At 61.2% G+C, this 17,383-nt stretch carries 23 protein-coding genes and 1 pseudogene; 20 read left to right on the top strand and 4 right to left on the bottom strand.

Annotated elements, in window-relative coordinates:
• Positions 1 to 32 precede the first annotated feature (32 nt).
• From ACWTU8_RS04150 to ACWTU8_RS04210, 13 genes and pseudogenes are all read left to right on the top strand, one after another.
• Entirely contained in the window at positions 33 to 908 is an 876-nt protein-coding gene (locus ACWTU8_RS04150) for a branched-chain amino acid ABC transporter permease (RefSeq protein ID WP_455847144.1), read from the top strand.
• Positions 905 to 1,906 (top strand): branched-chain amino acid ABC transporter permease, encoded by a 1,002-nt coding sequence (locus tag ACWTU8_RS04155; RefSeq protein WP_455847145.1) that lies wholly within the window; start codon positions 905 to 907, stop codon positions 1,904 to 1,906. The genes ACWTU8_RS04150 and ACWTU8_RS04155 overlap by 4 nt, the downstream gene beginning before the upstream one ends.
• Positions 1,888 to 2,685, top strand: coding sequence for an ABC transporter ATP-binding protein (locus ACWTU8_RS04160; protein ID WP_455847146.1), 798 nt, complete (start codon positions 1,888 to 1,890; stop codon positions 2,683 to 2,685). The genes ACWTU8_RS04155 and ACWTU8_RS04160 overlap by 19 nt, the downstream gene beginning before the upstream one ends.
• A complete protein-coding gene (locus ACWTU8_RS04165; RefSeq protein ID WP_455847147.1) occupies positions 2,682 to 3,401 on the top strand; it encodes an ABC transporter ATP-binding protein in 720 nt (239 codons plus the stop codon). Before ACWTU8_RS04160 ends, ACWTU8_RS04165 begins: the two co-directional genes overlap by 4 nt.
• Positions 3,398 to 4,429: a M14 family metallopeptidase gene (locus tag ACWTU8_RS04170; protein ID WP_455847148.1), complete on the top strand. Its 1,032-nt coding sequence runs from the start codon at positions 3,398 to 3,400 to the stop codon at positions 4,427 to 4,429. The genes ACWTU8_RS04165 and ACWTU8_RS04170 overlap by 4 nt, the downstream gene beginning before the upstream one ends.
• Positions 4,422 to 5,282: a nitrilase-related carbon-nitrogen hydrolase gene (locus ACWTU8_RS04175; RefSeq protein WP_455847149.1), complete on the top strand. Its 861-nt coding sequence runs from the start codon at positions 4,422 to 4,424 to the stop codon at positions 5,280 to 5,282. Before ACWTU8_RS04170 ends, ACWTU8_RS04175 begins: the two co-directional genes overlap by 8 nt.
• Complete coding sequence (locus tag ACWTU8_RS04180) at positions 5,282 to 6,088, top strand: IclR family transcriptional regulator (RefSeq protein ID WP_455847150.1); 807 nt, start codon at positions 5,282 to 5,284, stop codon at positions 6,086 to 6,088. The genes ACWTU8_RS04175 and ACWTU8_RS04180 overlap by 1 nt, the downstream gene beginning before the upstream one ends.
• Positions 6,088 to 6,696 carry an urea carboxylase-associated family protein gene (locus ACWTU8_RS04185; RefSeq protein WP_287236222.1) on the top strand — a complete coding sequence of 203 codons (609 nt, stop codon included), beginning with the start codon at positions 6,088 to 6,090 and terminating at the stop codon, positions 6,694 to 6,696. The genes ACWTU8_RS04180 and ACWTU8_RS04185 overlap by 1 nt, the downstream gene beginning before the upstream one ends.
• Positions 6,693 to 7,904, top strand: a complete 1,212-nt coding sequence (gene metC / locus ACWTU8_RS04190; RefSeq protein WP_455847151.1) for a cystathionine beta-lyase — start codon at positions 6,693 to 6,695, stop codon at positions 7,902 to 7,904. Before ACWTU8_RS04185 ends, metC begins: the two co-directional genes overlap by 4 nt.
• The gene (locus tag ACWTU8_RS04195; protein ID WP_455847152.1) at positions 7,894 to 8,475 is read left to right on the top strand and encodes a hypothetical protein; all 582 of its coding nucleotides are present in this window, start codon (positions 7,894 to 7,896) and stop codon (positions 8,473 to 8,475) included. Before metC ends, ACWTU8_RS04195 begins: the two co-directional genes overlap by 11 nt.
• A gap of 9 nt (positions 8,476 to 8,484) precedes the next feature.
• Positions 8,485 to 10,053, top strand: a complete 1,569-nt coding sequence (locus ACWTU8_RS04200; protein WP_455847153.1) for a rhodanese-like domain-containing protein — start codon at positions 8,485 to 8,487, stop codon at positions 10,051 to 10,053.
• Positions 10,052 to 10,257 (top strand): annotated as a pseudogene (locus ACWTU8_RS04205) (DUF2934 domain-containing protein); the annotation flags it as partial. The gene ACWTU8_RS04200 and the pseudogene ACWTU8_RS04205, both read left to right, overlap by 2 nt.
• Positions 10,258 to 10,260: 3 nt before the next feature.
• Positions 10,261 to 10,410, top strand: a complete 150-nt coding sequence (locus ACWTU8_RS04210; protein WP_127204769.1) for a hypothetical protein — start codon at positions 10,261 to 10,263, stop codon at positions 10,408 to 10,410.
• 480 nt (positions 10,411 to 10,890) lie between these two features.
• On the opposite strand, the gene ACWTU8_RS04215 is transcribed toward ACWTU8_RS04210, so the two are convergent.
• The gene (locus tag ACWTU8_RS04215) at positions 10,891 to 11,388 is read right to left on the bottom strand and encodes a cupin domain-containing protein (RefSeq protein ID WP_455847154.1); all 498 of its coding nucleotides are present in this window, start codon (positions 11,386 to 11,388) and stop codon (positions 10,891 to 10,893) included.
• A 24-nt stretch (positions 11,389 to 11,412) separates the two neighbouring features.
• On the opposite strand from ACWTU8_RS04215, the gene ACWTU8_RS04220 reads away from it, so the two are divergent.
• Positions 11,413 to 12,081, top strand: coding sequence for a TetR/AcrR family transcriptional regulator (locus ACWTU8_RS04220; RefSeq protein WP_455847155.1), 669 nt, complete (start codon positions 11,413 to 11,415; stop codon positions 12,079 to 12,081).
• A 114-nt stretch (positions 12,082 to 12,195) separates the two neighbouring features.
• Here the strand turns inward: ACWTU8_RS04220 and ACWTU8_RS04225 are convergent, their stop codons facing one another.
• Entirely contained in the window at positions 12,196 to 12,375 is a 180-nt protein-coding gene (locus ACWTU8_RS04225) for a hypothetical protein (RefSeq protein WP_455847156.1), read from the bottom strand.
• A 136-nt stretch (positions 12,376 to 12,511) separates the two neighbouring features.
• Between ACWTU8_RS04225 and ACWTU8_RS04230 the strand changes: the two genes are divergently transcribed.
• Positions 12,512 to 12,772 carry a hypothetical protein gene (locus ACWTU8_RS04230; RefSeq protein ID WP_287339388.1) on the top strand — a complete coding sequence of 87 codons (261 nt, stop codon included), beginning with the start codon at positions 12,512 to 12,514 and terminating at the stop codon, positions 12,770 to 12,772.
• A 3-nt stretch (positions 12,773 to 12,775) separates the two neighbouring features.
• Positions 12,776 to 13,036 (top strand): hypothetical protein, encoded by a 261-nt coding sequence (locus tag ACWTU8_RS04235; RefSeq protein ID WP_455839514.1) that lies wholly within the window; start codon positions 12,776 to 12,778, stop codon positions 13,034 to 13,036.
• Here ACWTU8_RS04235 and ACWTU8_RS04240 read toward each other — a convergent pair.
• The gene (locus ACWTU8_RS04240; RefSeq protein ID WP_455847157.1) at positions 13,033 to 13,746 is read right to left on the bottom strand and encodes an SOS response-associated peptidase; all 714 of its coding nucleotides are present in this window, start codon (positions 13,744 to 13,746) and stop codon (positions 13,033 to 13,035) included. The genes ACWTU8_RS04235 and ACWTU8_RS04240 overlap by 4 nt on opposite strands.
• Positions 13,747 to 14,024: 278 nt before the next feature.
• On the opposite strand from ACWTU8_RS04240, the gene ACWTU8_RS04245 reads away from it, so the two are divergent.
• From ACWTU8_RS04245 to minE, 4 genes are all read left to right on the top strand, one after another.
• Complete coding sequence (locus ACWTU8_RS04245; RefSeq protein ID WP_455847158.1) at positions 14,025 to 14,468, top strand: hypothetical protein; 444 nt, start codon at positions 14,025 to 14,027, stop codon at positions 14,466 to 14,468.
• A gap of 167 nt (positions 14,469 to 14,635) precedes the next feature.
• Entirely contained in the window at positions 14,636 to 15,397 is a 762-nt protein-coding gene (minC, locus tag ACWTU8_RS04250; protein ID WP_127210938.1) for a septum site-determining protein MinC, read from the top strand.
• Positions 15,398 to 15,510: 113 nt separating this feature from the next.
• Positions 15,511 to 16,326: a septum site-determining protein MinD gene (minD, locus tag ACWTU8_RS04255; protein WP_029351318.1), complete on the top strand. Its 816-nt coding sequence runs from the start codon at positions 15,511 to 15,513 to the stop codon at positions 16,324 to 16,326.
• On the top strand, positions 16,323 to 16,595 hold the full coding sequence (minE, locus tag ACWTU8_RS04260; protein ID WP_029351320.1) for a cell division topological specificity factor MinE: 273 nt from the start codon (positions 16,323 to 16,325) through the stop codon (positions 16,593 to 16,595). Before minD ends, minE begins: the two co-directional genes overlap by 4 nt.
• Positions 16,596 to 16,833: 238 nt before the next feature.
• Here minE and ACWTU8_RS04265 read toward each other — a convergent pair whose 3' ends face one another.
• Positions 16,834 to 17,334 carry a hypothetical protein gene (locus tag ACWTU8_RS04265; RefSeq protein ID WP_455847159.1) on the bottom strand — a complete coding sequence of 167 codons (501 nt, stop codon included), beginning with the start codon at positions 17,332 to 17,334 and terminating at the stop codon, positions 16,834 to 16,836.
• Positions 17,335 to 17,383: the final 49 nt, after the last annotated feature.

Here is a 17,383-nt window from a genome sequence, read left to right on the forward strand (position 1 = left end):
GCCGTGTTCGCCAATAAAGGTCAATCAGAGCCATGGACATTTCCCTGCTCGGGCAATTGCTGATTAATGGACTTATCCTCGGCGCCATCTATGCGCTGGTGGCGGTTGGTCTATCGCTCATTTTTGGTGTGCTCGAAATCGTCAATTTCGCGCACGGGCAGATATTCGCGCTCGGTGCGTTCGCCATGCTTGTACTCAGCAACTGGCTCGGACTGCCCTATGTCGTCGGGGTTGCGGCCTCTGGTGTCGTCATCGCCATGGTAGGCTTTCTGCTCTACGAGAGCCTGTTGAAGCATCTCAAAAGTGGCGAGTTCGAACGCGGCATTATACTGACGCTTGCCATCGGCATGATTCTGCAGAACACGCTACTCGCCACGGTCGGCGCGACGCCGCACATTATCGATTTCCCCGAAGTTTACTCCAGAATTGAGTTTTTTGGCGTTGGTGTCGAACAGCTTCGCCTGACGGCCGCTGGCATCGCACTTGGAACGCTGGCCGCGGTTTGGTGGCTCCTGACCCGCACTCGCTTTGGAATGGCCATGCGTGCCTTGGCCCAAAATCCGCTTGCCGCCACAGTTGTCGGAATGAACCCGAAGCGAGTAGCCGGCCATGCCGTTATCCTGGGAATGGGATTGACGGGCATGGCGGGCGCCTCTCTCGCGCCTCTCTTCACGGTTCATCCGCTGCTCGGCGTTTCGCTGCTGTTCAAGGCTTTTGCCATCGTAATCATTGGTGGCCTTGGCCATATACCTGGCGCCGCTGTGGCCGCGCTGATTGTCGGCCTCGCTGAGAGTTTTGCGGGCGGACTTGGTTCGACAGTACTGCAGGACGTCGTGGTGTTCGGCCTTATGATCGTGATCTTGCAGGTAAAGCCGCTTGGCCTGTTTGGACAAGGGGTGCGGATATGACTGCAATTGCCTCATGCCTCGAAACTGCCGCCATGCCACGCCGTCTATTTGTTACTCTCAGCGTTGTCGCAGTCACGGTGATCGTCGCGGCACCGCTTCTGGCGCCAAGTACCTACGTCATCAAGATTGCCATCATGGCTCTGATCTTTGCTGCGATGAGCCAGGCCTTCAACCTGATTTACGGTTTTGCCGGTCAGCTTTCCTTTGCACAGGCTGGCTTCTGGGGTGTCGGCGCCTACGTATCGGCGATCGGCAGTCAGAGCCTCGGGCTGTCCCCATGGCTGTGCCTGCTGATCGCCCCAGCAATCTGCGCGGTGGTTGCCGTTCTGGTTGGTGTACCCGCTCTCAGGGTGTCGCGGGCAGCATTCGTCATTGTCACGTTGGCACTGACATTGCTGTTGCAACTCCTGGCCCGCAATTGGACCGAAGTTACGCGCGGCGCTATGGGCATCCCCGGCCTGCCACCGCTCTCGATATCCATTCCGGGCGTGGTCAACCTGGACGGTGCCGATCCGTTCCAGTTCTACTGGATCGCGCTGATGCTGATCGCTCCGGTGTTGGCTTTGCTCTACTCCATTATGTCGACGCGGATGGGCAAGATTTTGCTGGCGGCCAACCAGGACGAGTCGCTCGCCCGCTCACAGGGAATGGATGTTTCTGGCTGGCAGCTTTTCGCCTTTGTGATCTCCGGTGCAGTAAGCGGCTTTGTCGGCGCTCTGTACACCTTCCACCTCTCGATCGTCGAGCCCGGCATTTTCGACATGTACTACACCCAGATACTGCTGATCATCGTCATAGCGGGCGGCGCCGGACATTTCTGGAGCGTTCTGGGCGCGAGCCTGGTCTTCACCGCGCTGCCCGAAATGTTGCGCGTAAGTTCTGAGTGGCGTCTTGTCATCTTTGGGGTGCTGCTTGCGGCCATCATCATTGTGATGCCACGCGGTTTTGGTGGATATTTAGAGGACAGGCGCTTGCGGCTGTGGCGGAGGCGAGCGTGATGGGCACAAGTCTGCTTCAAGTCAGAGGGCTTTCCAAGAGCTTCGCCGGAATCAAGGCGATCGACGACGTGTCATTTTCCGTCGAGGCGGGCTCGGTTACCGCGCTGATCGGACCCAATGGCTCGGGTAAAAGCACCACTATCGACTGCATTTCCGGATTCACCAAAGCCAACGCCGGACGGGTGATTCTGGCCGGCAAGGACATTACCGGTGCTTCGGCTCACACGGTCGCGGCATCTGGACTGGTGCGCACTTTTCAGAACGTTCGTGTCTACGAACGCTTTTCGCTGCGTGACAATCTGCGCATTGCCGCGGGGGGTGCGGCGGCGACAAATCCGCTCACTTTTGCGCGGGTGCGAGAGATGGCGCCATCATCCGAGGTCCTCGACGAACATATCGAGCGTGTCGGGTTGCAACGCTATCGCGAGGCGCCGGCGGCGATCCTATCTTACGGACAGCGTAAGCTGCTTGCACTGGCGGCGACGCTCATTATGAATCCGGCGATCATCATTCTCGATGAACCGCTGGCGGGCGTGAACCCATCCGTGATCCGCGATCTCTCGCGCCTGCTCGACGCGCTGAAGTTCGAGAGGCGGACCTTTGTGATCATTGAGCACAACATCCCGTTCGTCATGCGTCATGCCGATCATGTGGTCGTTCTGGAAGCGGGCCGGAAACTGATGGAAGGACCGCCTGTAACGGTGCGCGCCGACGAGCGCGTCATGCGTGCCTATCTCGGTGGCTCCGGCAGCGATGTCACGACGGAGAAGGTTCCATGAATCCAATCATCGAGCTGAACAACTGGTCGGTCGGCTATGTCGACGAGCCGATCGTGCGCGGCGTCAATCTCGCGATCGAGCGAGGCACGATCACGACATTGATGGGCGGTAACGGGGCGGGAAAGTCGACCCTTCTGAAATCCGTGTTCGGTATCGGCAAGCGCTTCGATGGATCGATTGCCTTCGCAGGCAAGGACATTACGGACACGACGCCCGAGCAGCGACTAATGGGCGGACTCGCACTGGTCCCGCAAGGACGCTGTAATTTCCCGGCGATGACCGTCGCCGAAAACCTTCTCATGGGCGGCTATACACTGTCGCGACAGGAGCGCGAGGCCGCAATTCGACGGGCGACAGATCAGTTCCCGATGCTCAAAGCAAAGTGGAATGTGCCTGTCGGCTACCTGAGCGGTGGCCAGCAGCAGATTATCGAGATCGCGATGGCGCTTATGCTGAAGCCGCGGGTGCTGCTGCTCGATGAGCCGACACTGGGACTGGCGCCTATGATGATGCGCGAGATATTCGAGACGGTGCAAGAGATCGCGGCGCGCGGCGTCACCGTGATTATTGCCGAGCAGAACGTGATGGGCGCGCTGCAGTTTTCCGACCGGGCAATTGTCCTTGAGATGGGGACTCTGGCCGTCGATGGGCCGGCGAAGACGGTCTTGGCAGACCCGCGGGTGCGCGTCGCCTATCTCGGCGAGGAGGCGGCATGATGGACTCCAAACTCAAGCACGGCGGATCGGTCAACAATGCCCTTCTGGCCCTCAAGCCTGGCGAGCGCGCTAGCTGCCGACTAGGCATGGGAACGATGGCGAGCGGCCAGACTATTGATCTGCCTTATCTCGTGATGCGTGGTATGCAAGACGGTCCCTGTCTGTGGCTGAATGGCGCTGTGCACGGCGACGAGATCAATGGCGTCCTTGCGGCGCTGGACTTCTATCGCGCGCTGGATCCAAGCCAAATGCGAGGCAGAGTCGTGGTGACGCCGGTTTCGAACCCGCTTGGCTTCGACGCGCGGCGCAAACGTGTGCCCCAGGATGAACTTGACCTTGATCAGTCGTTTCCCGGACGAGCCGATGGACTGGCATCGGAGCGCCTTGCCTGGACGCTGTTTTCGGAGATTCGGGATGTTGCCGACGTGCTGGTCAATTTTCACACGATGAACCCGTATTTCGACAGCAAACCATACGTGGTCTACAAAATCGGATCTGCTCAGGTGACTGACGAAAAGACGCTGCTCGCCGCCGCGGCCACGTTCGATCCCTTCGTTGTTTGCCGCATGCCCGTCGACGGCGGATCGGAACTGCCGGGCAATGTCGCCGGCGCCCTCGACTATCAGGGGCTCAAGGCCGGACTGTTGGCTTTCATGGTCGAGTTGGGCGGTGGGAGCCGGCAAGAGCCGGCATACATTGCGCAGGGTGTAAGGGGATTGTTTCGACTGGCGCAGCATATAGGGCTTCTCGAAGCCGACGGCTGGGAGCCAGGAAGTGTCCAGCGTGTAACTCGGCGGCGTCACGTCATGTGCAGCCATGGTGGGCTCTTTCGCCAACAAGCGGTGGCAGGAAGCATCGTGCCAGCCGGGCAGCCGATTGGAATTGTAGAAAGCGTTTGGGGTGAGGAACTCGAAAAGATCGTGTTCGACGCTCCCGTGGCGCTGATCGGGCTGCGCACGGACCCGGTGGTGCACAGTGGAGATCGGGTGGCATTTGTCGGCACCGAGTGGAGCCTTCTCCATGCCTGACCCACAAATCGCCATCTTACAATTCAACCCCGTGCATGGCGCCGTGAGCGAGAACCGGGCGCGCAGTGTTGCGCTACTTGCGAAAGCCGCGGCCGCGGGCGCAAATATTGCGGTGCTTCCTGAATGCGCCATCACCGGCTATGTGTTCGACAGCGTCGGACAATTGATGCCGCTGGCTGAAACACTGCAGGGAAAGACTGTGGCTGCCTGGTCCGATGCAGCTCGGACGCACAATCTGTGGGTGATCGGCGGGTTGATCGAAGAGCACGAGGACGTGCTGTACAATACCGCTGTCGTGATCAGCCCGGATGGCGCATGCCGGCGTTATCGGAAGCTGCACCTCTGGAATTTTGAGCGCGACCTCTATGATCCCGGCGGTTCGATGCTGCTCGTTGACACGCCTTGGGGAAAGGTAGGCGTCGCCATCTGCTATGACCTCTGGTTCCCCGAAATGATGCGCGCCATGGCGCTTGCTGGCGCCACGCTTGTGGTGCTGCCGACAAATTGGGCGGGCAATCCCCGTCATCGCGATCCATTTGATGCGCATGGACTTCCGATGGGCTGCCACATGGCGATCGCTGCAGCATGCGCCAACGAGATCACCATCGCAGTCGCCGACAGAACGGGCGCCGAAGGCGATCTGAGCTTTCTTGGCTCAAGTTGCATCGTCGGGCCTGACGGAAGGTTCCGGGCCGGACCTGCGAGCCGCGACGAGGATGCCATTCTTCTTGCGCCATGGGTGGATCCCGCGGCAACGCGGTCCGTTGGCCAGTCCCATCTCGCTTCACGCCGCAGCGATATTTACAATGTGTCTATCCTGCCGGGGTCTTCAGCGCCACGAGAGGATATTTAATGAAAACGCTTGATACCGCGCTCGACATTCTGCGCCTGTTCATCACCATCGAGACCCTCTCCGTCGGCGATGTGTGCCTTGCCACGGGTTTGCCCAAGAGCAAGGTCTCGAAGCTTCTGGCCGTTTTTCGCGACCAGAACATGCTCGAACAGGATCCGACGACCCGGCGCTACAAGGTCGGGATCACCGCTTTCGAGCTTGGATCGCGCTACCCGAAATCCAGTGCGCTTGCGCGCGACGCGCTGCCGGTGCTGCGGCGGATTATGGAGAGTTCCGGTCTTTCCTCGACGATGAGCGTTATGAATCGCGACATTGTGCTTCATCTGATGGCCGTCGAGGGGCCGCTCTATGCCGAGGGCCATTGGCGCGTCGGCAACAGGTTGCCCGCACATGCCACGTCGGCCGGCAAAGTGCTGTTGGCGGGCTTGGCCAAGCAGGAGCTTAGAGGCTTTCTTGATCGGAACCCGATGACGCCGATCACGGCAGCGACCGTTACCGACCCGGTTGTGCTGACAGATCAGCTCGAAGAAATCCGCCAGAGCGGGTTCTGCGTCAGCAACGGTGAAAGTGCGCCGGGGCTCGTTGCGGTCGCGGCGCCTGTTCTGGGGGGCGACGGCAAAGTCACCGCGGCGATCGGATTCGTGCTTCCGCTCGATGTATTCGATCCTGCAAAAATCCCGGCATGGGTTGCCATGCTGCAGGAGGGCGGCCGCGATCTGTCGATGAAACTCGGTGCGCCTGCCTATCCCTACGGCAATGCACCGACCCAGCCCCGATCGACCGGCAAGACTCTGAGGACAGCCTGATGAAACAGGAACACGTGACCATTCCCGCGCGCAAAGGCACGTCAGTCGCACTTACCGCCGGGCAAAAGCTGAGGGTCGAAAACACGTTTGGCTCCCAGGTACTCGATACCTGGGCGTTTAGCGCTGCGGATTTCGGCGAGTACATGGCCATGGAAGCAACCCGCTCCTGGAACAGCCGTCTTACTCCCGCTGTCGGCGATGTCCTTGTCTCCAACCGCTATCGGCCAATGCTCAAGCTGGTTGAAGACACGACGCCCGGAGTCCACGACACGTTAATGTGCTGCTGCAGCCCCGGTATCTACGCCAAGATGGGATACCCGGCGCATGACAATTGCGAGGACAATTTCCACGCGGCACTGAAGGCGATCGGGCGCGACGTGGATTTCACGCCCGGGCCGCTCAACCTGTTCATGAATTTCCCCGTGGCGCCCGATGGGCAGATCACTCGCGAACCGCCGGTTTCAAAACCAGGCGACTATGTGGTGTTCGAAGCCCTCGTGGACGTTGTCGTGGTGTTTTCGGCCTGTCCGCAGGATATTTCCGCAGTGAACGGCGCGGGGCGAATGCCTACCGACGCGCATTATACGGTCTTTGGGGACGCGCAGTGAACAAAGTCAACGGGCTGCGGCCGGACACAATTCTCACTCATGGCGGGCGTGATCCACAGGCTTTCGGTGGCGTCGTCAACGTTCCCGTCGTACGCGCTTCGACAATACTTTATCCCGACCTCCAGGCTTATGAAAGTTCGCGTGTCGAGAAATTCTCGTCCCTCCGCTATGGGCGTTACGGTACCCAGACGACGTTCGCGCTGGAGGAAGCAGTAGCCGCGCTTGAAGGTGGCTTTCGCGCCACGACCTTTCCGTCCGGGCTCTCAGCGATCGCCAATGTGCTGCGGGCGTTGCTGCGGCCGGGCGATCATCTGCTGATGGTCGACACGGTCTATGGGCCGGCGCGAAAATTCTGTGATGAGGCCCTGGCCAGAGACGGGATTTCAACCACCTACTACGATCCGGCGATAGGTGCGGAGCTTGCCAGCCTCATTACGGATCGCACCCGTGTGGTCTATTGCGAATCTCCGGGCAGCTTGACGTTTGAGGTCCAGGATATCCCGGCGATCGCTTCGGTTTGCCGTCCCCGGGGAATCGCCATCGTCGCCGACAACACCTGGGCGACACCGCTGTTCTTTCAGGCTCTTGCACGCGGCGTGGACGTGTCCATTCACGCGGCGACAAAATACATTGTCGGCCATTCCGACGCCATGCTCGGCATAGCGGTCACTACCGAGGAATATTTCGAGCGCGTACGCGGCTATGCGGCCGCACACGGCGTTATTGCCGGGCCGGACGATTGCTGGCTTGGGCTCCGCGGGCTGCGCACACTCGGCGCACGACTGCGCCAGCACCAGCAAAGTAGCGAAATTGTGCTTGACTGGCTATTGCGGCACCCGGCGGTGTCGCGTGCCTATTATCCCGCACTTGCCGGCCATGCGTCGCACGCATTGTGGCGCCGAGATTTCACCGGAGCGTCCGGCCTGTTCGGCCTGGAACTTGCTCCTGCCCCACATGATGCCATCCACGGCCTGATCAACGCGCTCAAGCTGTTCGGCATCGGTTCCAGCTGGGGTGGTTACGAAAGCCTGATCCTGCCATCGAAGCCCATCCGAACCGCCTCACAAGACCGCACAACGGGACCGCTGCTTCGCATCAACATCGGCCTTGAAGACCCTGACGATCTGATCGCCGATCTCGAGGCGGGGCTCTCGGTTTTCGAAAACCAACGCCGAGATCCGCAACGGAGGATGAAGCATGCGCAGTGACAACGACGCAATGATTGACGCGATGGTCGAACGAGCCCGGGCGATCGTCACAAGCGAAGGGGCAACCCGCGCCAGCCTTTCCAAGGTGCTCGACGCGCTGAAAAAGCTCGCCGCCCTTCCTGATCAATGGAACGCTGCCAACTATGCCGACCCGGAGCCGAACGAGCGGCAGGCCCGATATCTCGTGCGTTCGGACGACGATCAGGGATTCACACTCTACCTCAACGTCATGCGGCCCGGCAACAAGGTGCCGCCGCACAATCACACGACCTGGGCGTGCATCGCGGCCGTTGAAGGCAGCGAGCACAACACCCTCTACGATCGAATCGATGGCGGTACCGGCCCCGGTCCTGCCAAGCTGACGGTCACCGGCGAGGTCGAAGTGCGTCCAGGTGAAGGCATCGCTTTGCTCGCCAACGAGATCCACTCAGTGGAGATCAGGAGCGAAACACCGATCCGGCACCTGCACTTCTACGGCAAGGCACTCGAAGCACTCACCGAGAGGCTGGTGTTCGACCTCGAAGCAGAGACCGCCCAGCCTATGAAAATGGCTGTCGCCACCAAACGCTAGGGTCATGCAGTGACATCATCTGTTGGAATTGACGCCTGGGCGCTGAAGCGCGCCCTAAGCGATGGCGATGAAATTGCACTGCTCGATGTGCGTGAAGCTGGTGAGTTCGCGGCCGGACATCCATTTCTCGCTTCGTCAGCGCCATTCAGTCGCTTCGAAATATTGTTGACGAGGCTGGTGCCGCGGCGAAACTGCCGTGTCGTATTGTACGACGACGGTTTATCAGGCCGGGCGGAACACGCGGCAGGCCTCGCAAGGCGGCTCGACTATGGTGACATACGAGTTCTGATCGACGGCGCACGTGGCTGGGCAGAGGCTGGATTTACTTTGTTCGAGGGCGTGTTCGTGCCGAGCAAGGCCTTTGGCGAACTGGTGGAGCAGGCATTTGAAGTGCCGCATATTACGCCAGCGGCATTGCATGAGCGGATCCAGCGCGGCGACGCGCTCGTCATCGTTGATGGGCGCCCGTTCAATGAGCATACGAAAATGAACGTGCCGGGCAGCATCTGCGTGCCCAATGGCGAGCTGGCCTATCGCGCTGAGTTTTTCGTTCCGGATGAAGAAATTCCGGTGGTCGTGCATTGCGCTGGACGGACGCGGTCGATCCTCGGAGCACAAATTCTGAGGGATATGGGGATCAGGAATCCGGTGTTTGCCCTCGAGAATGGTACTCAGGGATGGACGCTTGCCGGGCTGGAGCTGGAGCGTGGTTCCTCACGCAGGGTTGAAGCGATCCCTCCTATCGAGTCGCTGAAAACTATGGCAGTGCGGGCCCGCGCGTTGGCGGAACGGTGGAACGTCGTATTCACGCGAGCGGCTGATGTGAATGCATGGGGAAGGGATGAGGGGCGTACGACCTACGTCTTCGACGTTCGTAGCGACATCGAATTCGCGGCGGAGCATCTCGACTGCGCCGTGAACGCACCGGGCGGCCAGCTGATTCAGTCGACTGATGTCTGGGCTGCCGTGCGTGGCGCCCGGATTGTTCTCGTCGATGACAACGAAATGCGCGCCGTGGTCGTCGCGAAATGGCTGAGGCATATGGGGTGGGAGGTCTACGTACTCGCTGGTGGAGAAACTGCCTGGCCAGACATCGATGTTGCTGCCCGCTCTGTCGCCGTTCCGTCGCCCGTTTGCAAATTGGGCACCGTTCTGACCGGTAATGAAATCCTGCTCGACACAAGGCCAAGCATGAGCTTTCGGGCTGGTCACATTTCGGGGGCGCGCTGGACGCTACGATCCAATCTTGCGGATGCAGTCAGAGGCGTCGAGATGGGGCGGCCGATCGTGCTCTGTGGCGGTGACGCCGTTGTCGCCGGCCTGATCGCGAGCGATCTGCGGAGTATGGGCTACGCTGATATCCGTGCGATGAAAGGCGACCCGGCGGCGTGGAAGGCAGCTGGGCTGCCGGTAGTATCCACGCCAGATGAGCCGCCGGACGAAGAGGCGATCGACTTCGTGTTTTTCACGCACGACCGCCACACCGGCAATCTCGAAGCGGCCCGACAATATATCGCCTGGGAAACCGGGCTGGTGGCGCGACTCGATGCGCAAGAGCGCGCTGTCTTCGCGCTTTGAACCCCTGCCCCTGACGGCAGGCGATGCCCTGCCGGAAACCCGCGAGGTCGCGAGCTCCGACGTCTTGACGGTGGAGGCCCTGGCGGTGCGCACCGGCATATCGGGCGACCAGGCGCAGAACTGCTCGACAGGCTGGGAAACGACCGGGCGGCGATCGAGCAAGCCGCGCGCAACCTCAAGGGGAAGCGGCGGCTCGGGGAGTGACAGATGATCAGAAAACTCAAAGACGGAAAATACCGCCTCTATTCGCGCAAGAAGGACGAAAAGACCGGCAAGCGCCGCAATCTCGGGACGTTTGACAGCCGCGAGGCTGCGGAGAAGCACGAACGCGAGGTGCAGTATTTCAAGCGGCATTGAGGGGGCGTGCCGTCGCCTGCCAGGCAGCCGCGTCGGATGCCTGGCGGAACCTGAGCCTGCGAAGACGGCGGCCACGCATCTCTGCGCCGGACACTTTACGAGAACCTGGTGCGTCCACATCAAGCCTTAGTCCGGAAGCAGGTAGCGACGCCCATGGCGGTCGCCCGCGGATTTTAGCACGGTACGCAAATTGTTCAGAGCCGTACCTGATGCACCTCGCGCAAACGGGTGACCCGAAGCAGATACCGAACGCTGCTGCTCTTTTGTCCGGTGCTGGCGCAAATAGCTTCGGATTGGCGGAAGCACACCGCTATCACGACCTTTTGCGGCCAGCCGGAGCGCGTTCGTCGATACCTTACGGCCGGCGCACTCTCGACGAATGGCAGGTCGGTCTGTGGCGCCAGTCTGCACCAGAGTTCGCCGGGCCCTCGCGGATCGGATCTCGTGGTTACCGCTCGAAGCCCCAGCAGTGACAGATTCTTAGGTGGCAGCTTCAGGGCGGGCCGAAACCAGCCCATACCGGGCACAAAGCTCGGCCACACTTCCGGGATCCATGTCGAGCTCGTACTTCCGGAGCAGCCCGGGCATCTTGGTTTGATCGGGCCACAGCGCCGCGAGCTCTCGGAAGTAGTTCTCGAATCCCGCAGGAGAGATCAGCTCGATGATCTCGCACGGCTCTTCACCAGCGTTCCAGAAGGTGTGCCACTGGTTGCGCGGCTTGAACACCCAGGTACCTGGTTCAGCGGTGACGACATCATCGCCAAGTAAAGCGCCGAGCCGGCCGGTGAGAACATAGGAATACTCGTCTTCCCGATGATGCCGATGAAGCGGCGCCGCCAGCGCATGAGGGGCAAGAGAGTGGTGAACCACTGAGAAGCGCTTGTCGCTCGCTGCGCCGTCAATCTTCCAGTGGATACCGAAACCGCCAATTGCGAAGGAGTCGCCGGCACTATGCGGGATAGTGATGGGGGCGGCCATGGCTCCCTCCTTGGCTGATGATCGGTGAACGTTTATGTTCACTCATCGATAAACTCGGATTCGGCTCTCGTCAATATGGGTAATCACGTGCGTTCACCGAAAGTACTACCTCGGCGCTACACCCTCAAGTCCCGGGCCGACAAACAGGCTGAAACCCATCGGGCACTCACGCGCGCGGCATCCGAGTTGCACCATACCGTGGGGCCTTCGCGAACCACGATCAGCGCGATAGCCGAAAAGGCCGGGGTGCAGCGCCTCACGGTGTATCGCCACTTCCCCGACGAGGAGGCGATCTTCACCGCCTGCACGGCGTATTCGTTCGAGCTCGATCCCCCGCCGAGGCCAGATACCTGGATCGGCATTGAGAACCCGCAGGAGCGTCACCGAACGGCGCTCAAGCAGCTCTACGGCTACTATCGCCGCAAGCGTCAACTCCTCGCCAACCTTTACCGCGACGCCGAGATGCCAGTGGTGGCGGCTGCGCTGGAGCGGAGGCGTACGATGCTCCAGCGAGCAGCGGAGATACTGCGTGCGGGCTGGAAGGTGAGTCCAGCCCGGCTTCGATTCTTCAGCGCAACGCTCGCACACACCCTCGAGTTCTCGACCTGGTTGTCGTTCGCCGAGGGACAAGGCCTGTCCGATGCTGAAGCCGCTGAGCTTGCCGTCCGTCTTGTGACGTCATCAGCGCGCTGAATGTTACTGCTCGTGCGCGCCTCGTGCCGCACCCGTTCGCGTCGTCATGAAGGCCAGGCCGCTACAAATCTCAGCCCGCATCTCGCCGATCTTGTTTTCGCCGCTTCTGAATCCCTAGCGCGTCGCCCGCCGCGATCCCTCAACCGCATCCAGCCGCTCCTGCAAATGCCCATTAAGCACGATCATCTGCTTGAGGGCCTTCACCGCATCGCCCTTGTGCCGGGCGATGAACTTGTCGGCGATGGCCTGAAGGGCAGCCTCCTGGCGGCTGTCCAGCGTCACGATGTGGTCCATGGCGGTGCCCTCCAATAGTTCTGTTCAAATTGAACAAAACGGGAACAAATATGTCAAGTGTAAATTGACTCCGTGAGGAATCCCTTCCTATTTGTCAGCAGGTGGGGCGGTTGCTCACAAATTAGGGAGAGCCGCGATGGGCAGACGAAAAAGCCGGTTTGACAGGCTCTCGACGAGGCATGCGGAGGCGATCATCAGGGACGCCCTGAGCCTGCGCAGGACGGTGCTTTCGTCGCAACTGCATCTGAAGGCGCATGGCGAGCTGTATTGGCAGCTTAGTGGACTTGTCGACAAATTGCATGAGGTGATGGCCAGCCTAGCGAACAAGGAGCCCGATTTCCGGATGCCGGATCTTGGCCTGCTTCCGCTTCCCGAGGACTATTTGGCCCGGAAATGACCGATGGCCGGGCCGATGGACAGCGTTGGACGTGCCGCGAAGGCCAACATGCTGCTCATCGTGGAGTGCGGCCACTGCTACCATGTGGGACGCTTCAGGGCTAATGATGTCGCGCAGGTGGTGGGCTGGAACAAGCCGCTGGAGACCATCAGGTTCAGGTGCAAACGGTGCAGCCGGAAGGACACCACCGTGCGCACCCAGTTCATCGACCAGGACCACCCGCCGAAGGGCTACATCTGGGTGCTGCAGAAGTTCAAGCTTTAGAACAGCGACCCCTGTACCGGCACCTGTGGCGCCTGCGGCGGAAACTTTATCTGCGTCGCCGGCTTGTCGACGATCACCAGCGCGTCGTCGGGTGCCGTGCGCTGCAGGTGCCTGGCCTCCGACCACGGCGCTGTCAGCCAGGTCTCGGTTTCCTCCTGGGTGGTCAGGATGACAGGCATGGCCTTCTCGTGAATTGGCGCGATCAGGGCGTTTGGCTTGGTGGTAAGAAAACCATAAAGCTCGAAGTCGCCGGGGCCGTCCTTGACCTTGCGCACACCTTGCCAGCCCGTCCACAGGCCGGCGAAGAAGAACAGCGGCTGCTTCTCGTTCAGCGCGAACCAGTAGTTCCTTTGGATACCGGTATCCGGGTCCTTGTCGCCCGGCGTCGGGCTCGGTTCGGCGAAGCTGGTGAGCGGCACCACGCAGCGGTTCTCGACGCCGAGATATTGCTGCCAGTGGCCGTATTGCGGGTTGCGGATGTTGGTGGTGCCGTAGTCGGCCTTGCCCTTCACCCGCTCAATCGGCGTCGGCATGCCCCACAGCAGATTGGCCAGCTCGCGCGTCCCGTCCGGCGCGTTGCGCACCACCGGGCCGGGCTGGTTGGGGTAGATGTCGATGGAGGGCTCAAGATTGCCGAGCATGTCGCGCAGGGCGCGGGTCCACTGGCGGATCGCCTCCTGGCTGGTGGTGATGTTGTAGAGGTTGCACATGACGAGCCCTCCGGGATGTTCAGGCATCTTGTGGGAAAGGGCAGGGAAATTCCAGCGCCGTCCGCTCGGCTGCTGACACGCTACCCCAGCCACCACCACAGCGCCGCGATTACCGCCGCCACCCGGGCGATCGACCGCGCCAGAAGGAAGCTACCGTGCGCAGCGGCGAACCGCGGGCTCCGCTTACGCAACGGACGCCGATTGTGCGCGTTCTACCCATTAGGAGGAGCATCGGGATGTGACGCCTGGTCTCATGCGCTTACAATCGGAGGCAAACCATGATGTCTAAGTTCAAAGAAGCCCTTGAGCGCGGGAAGGAAGCCCGTGAGCAAGAGGGGAAGGTCCGCAATAAGAAGGCCGAGGCAGGTGTGGTGGACTTCGGCGCGCAAGCCAGGGCCTGGCTAAACCACGTCGTGGTTGCGTCGTTGGAGGCGGCCAAGGCTGAAGTGGCGGGCGAGGTGACTGTCGAGATGGACACCGCGCCACGCCGCCAAGCCAAAGCGTCAACACCATCTATCCGGTTCAAAGTCTACAGCAAGCAGGGCGTGGAGAAGGAGGAAGTCGGAAGGACGTTCACGGTCAACGTTCAGCTGAGCGGGCAAGTGTCGGTCTCTTCGCCCGGGATGGTGGCAAGAGAAGTGGGAAACATAGGGGATAGGACTGACGAGCGGTTCTCTACCTTGCTAGCGGAACTTATCGAGGACGCAGCAAAGGGCACTTAGCCAGCAAGGTGTCGAGAAGGGCAAGCAATTTCCAGCGCTGCCGCTCGGCTGCTGACACAGCCGGGCAGTCAGTAAACGGCTTTCCTAATGTCGCGAATACCCCCTCCGTTAACCTTTCGTTAACCATGGCTGGCTAGCGTTTACCTATCAGTAAGGAATCGCTGTCCGTGACCTTCGCCGCCCCCGTCGAGACCAAATCCATTCGTTTTCGCGCCCGCTCGTTCGTCGCCTTCACGCTGACGCCGGAGGCCCCGCTTTCTGAGTGGCTGGAGAGCCTCGATCGCTGGATCGGCAATTCACCGGGCTATTTCGCCGGCCGGCCGGTGGTGCTCAACCTCAACACGCTGAAGCCTGAGGTCGGCCAGATCGAAGCACTGGTTGCTGAGCTTGGCCTGCGCGGCATCCGCATCTACGCCATCGAGCTCGACGGCAGCACGGCGCTCGAGGCCAATCTGCCGCCCGTACTGATCGGTGCGAAAGAGGCCACCGCCGGGTTGCTCATGCAGGCCGACAGCAAGGGCAGGCCTGAAGAGGCGGGCAAGCCGGAAGAGGCGGGCAGGGCGGAACAGGGCAAGCCAGAAGACAGGCAGCCGGAAGCGCCCGCCACGCTGATGGTCAAGACGCCGATTCGCTCGGGACAGTCGGTCTTCCACGCGCATGGCGATGTCATCGTGCTGGGCTCCGTCGCCTCCGGTTCCGAGATCGTCGCCGCCGGCTCCATCCATGTCTACGGCACGCTGCGCGGGCGGGCGTCTGCCGGTGTGCTCGGCCATTCGGCGGCGCGCATCTTCTGCCGCAAAAACGAGGCCGAGCTGCTGTCGGTCGACGGCTGGTATTGCACCGCCGAGGAGATGGAGCCGTCCTTGCGCGGAAAAGCCGTCCAGGCGTTTCTCGAAAAAGACACGCTGCGCATCGCGCCGTTCAGCTAAGCATGCCGGCCAAAGGTGCGCGATGTTTTTAGAATTGCATATGAAACAAACACTTAAGCGGATCGCCTAAATCAGACGCTTAAACAATACCAACAACAATAATGGAGGCATATATGGGCAAGGTAGTGGTGGTCACCTCGGGCAAGGGGGGCGTCGGCAAGACGACTTCGACTGCCGCCCTTGGCGCCGCGGTCGCGAGGACCGGCAAGAAGGTGGCCCTGGTCGACTTCGACGTCGGCTTAAGAAATCTCGATCTGATCATGGGCGCTGAGCGGCGGGTGGTGTTCGACCTGGTCAACGTCATCCAGGGAACGGCCAAGCTCTCGCAGGCGCTGATCCGCGACAAGCGGGTCGAGACGCTGTTCTTGCTGCCGGCCTCGCAGACGCGCGACAAGGATGCGCTGACCGAGGAGGGCGTCGGCGAGGTGATAGAAAAGCTAAGCTCGGTGTTCGACTACGTCTTCTGCGACAGTCCGGCCGGCATCGAGCGCGGCGCGCAGCTTGCCATGCGCTTTGCCGATGAGGCGGTCATCGTCACCAACCCGGAAGTCAGCTCGGTGCGCGATTCCGATCGCATCATCGGCCTGCTCGACGCCAGGACCGTCAAGGCCGAGCGGGGCGAGCAGATCGCCAAGCACGTGCTGGTGACGCGGTATGATGCGGCCCGCGCGGCTCGCGGCGAAATGCTCTCGATCGACGACGTTCTGGAGATCCTGTCGACGCCGCTCCTGGGCATCATTCCCGAAAGCCAGGACGTGCTCAAGGCCTCCAACCTCGGTTCACCGGTGACGCTGAGCGATCCGACGAATTCCGCCGCCCGCGCCTATATCGAGGCGGCCAAGCGGCTCGAGGGCGAGGAACTGCCGGTCGTCGTGCCGTTCGAGCGCAAGGGCTTTCTCGATCGGCTTTTTGGAAGGAGGGCAGCATGAACCTGTTAGACCTCTTCAAGCGGCGCGGCAGCGCGCCGGTGGCGCGCGAGCGGCTGCAGGTGCTGCTCGCCTATGAGCGCCGCAACCGCAGCCAGCCCGATCTCGTCTCGGTGCTGCGCGAGGAGATCATGGCCGTCATCGCCAGGCATGTGCAGATCGACCAGGATTACCTGCAGGTCTCGATGGATCGCGGCGAGACGATGTCGACGCTGGAGATCGACATCCAGATCCCCAACAAGAGCGCAAGGCCATTGGCCATGTCGGCCTGAGCGGCAGTGTTGCGGCCAGAGAAGCGCCGGAAAACTCCGGCGCCGCGCGGCGCTCCGCGAGCTGTCGCTTTCGACCTGCGCAGACCTGATCCCACCTGGCTCAGGCCTGTTGGCTCACGCCTTGGCCTTGAAGCGCGCCGCCTCCTCCGAACCGCTTGTGGCGCGCCGGCGCCGGCCAGCTTGCCAGCGTTAGGAGGCCGGACAGCCAGGCGGCGGTGACGCCGCCCGGCCTGATCGCCTACTGGCTTGGGGCGACCGTCGGGTCGCACGATACGATCGGGTTCATGTCGGCGAACGTGCCGGTCGGGTTGCCCTTCCAGGCCCAGACATGCAGTTCGTAGAAAGCACCCAGGCCGTAGCGATTCGGCGCGCTGTTGAAGTTGAACAGGTGTCCGTCCAGCGACGCCGGGCCTTTCGAGGTGATGTACTCGACCGCCACCAGCTTCAGCGTCCCGTCGGCCATCGGTTCGTACATGACGGCTTCAGGACGGGCGAGATCGATCTTGTCGTCCTTCAGGTATTCGGCGTTGACGTAGTGAATGCCCATGGCGCCGCCGGTGATGCCGCTGGCGCAGGGAATGGGCAAATAGCCCTCGGCGGTGGCGACCGAAACATCGAGAAAACGGCTATCGGCTGCACGCACTTTGTCGGCCAGAGGATTGGCGCCGGGCACAGACGCCGAGCCGTGCTGATGGGCCTGCGCGAATGCAGTGCAGACGGACAGGACGGCGCCGGCCATGAGAAGCTTATTGCAAAAGTAGATTGTCATATTCATTCCGTTCTTGTGA

Source organism: Mesorhizobium sp. BHbdii, assembly GCF_053848045.1.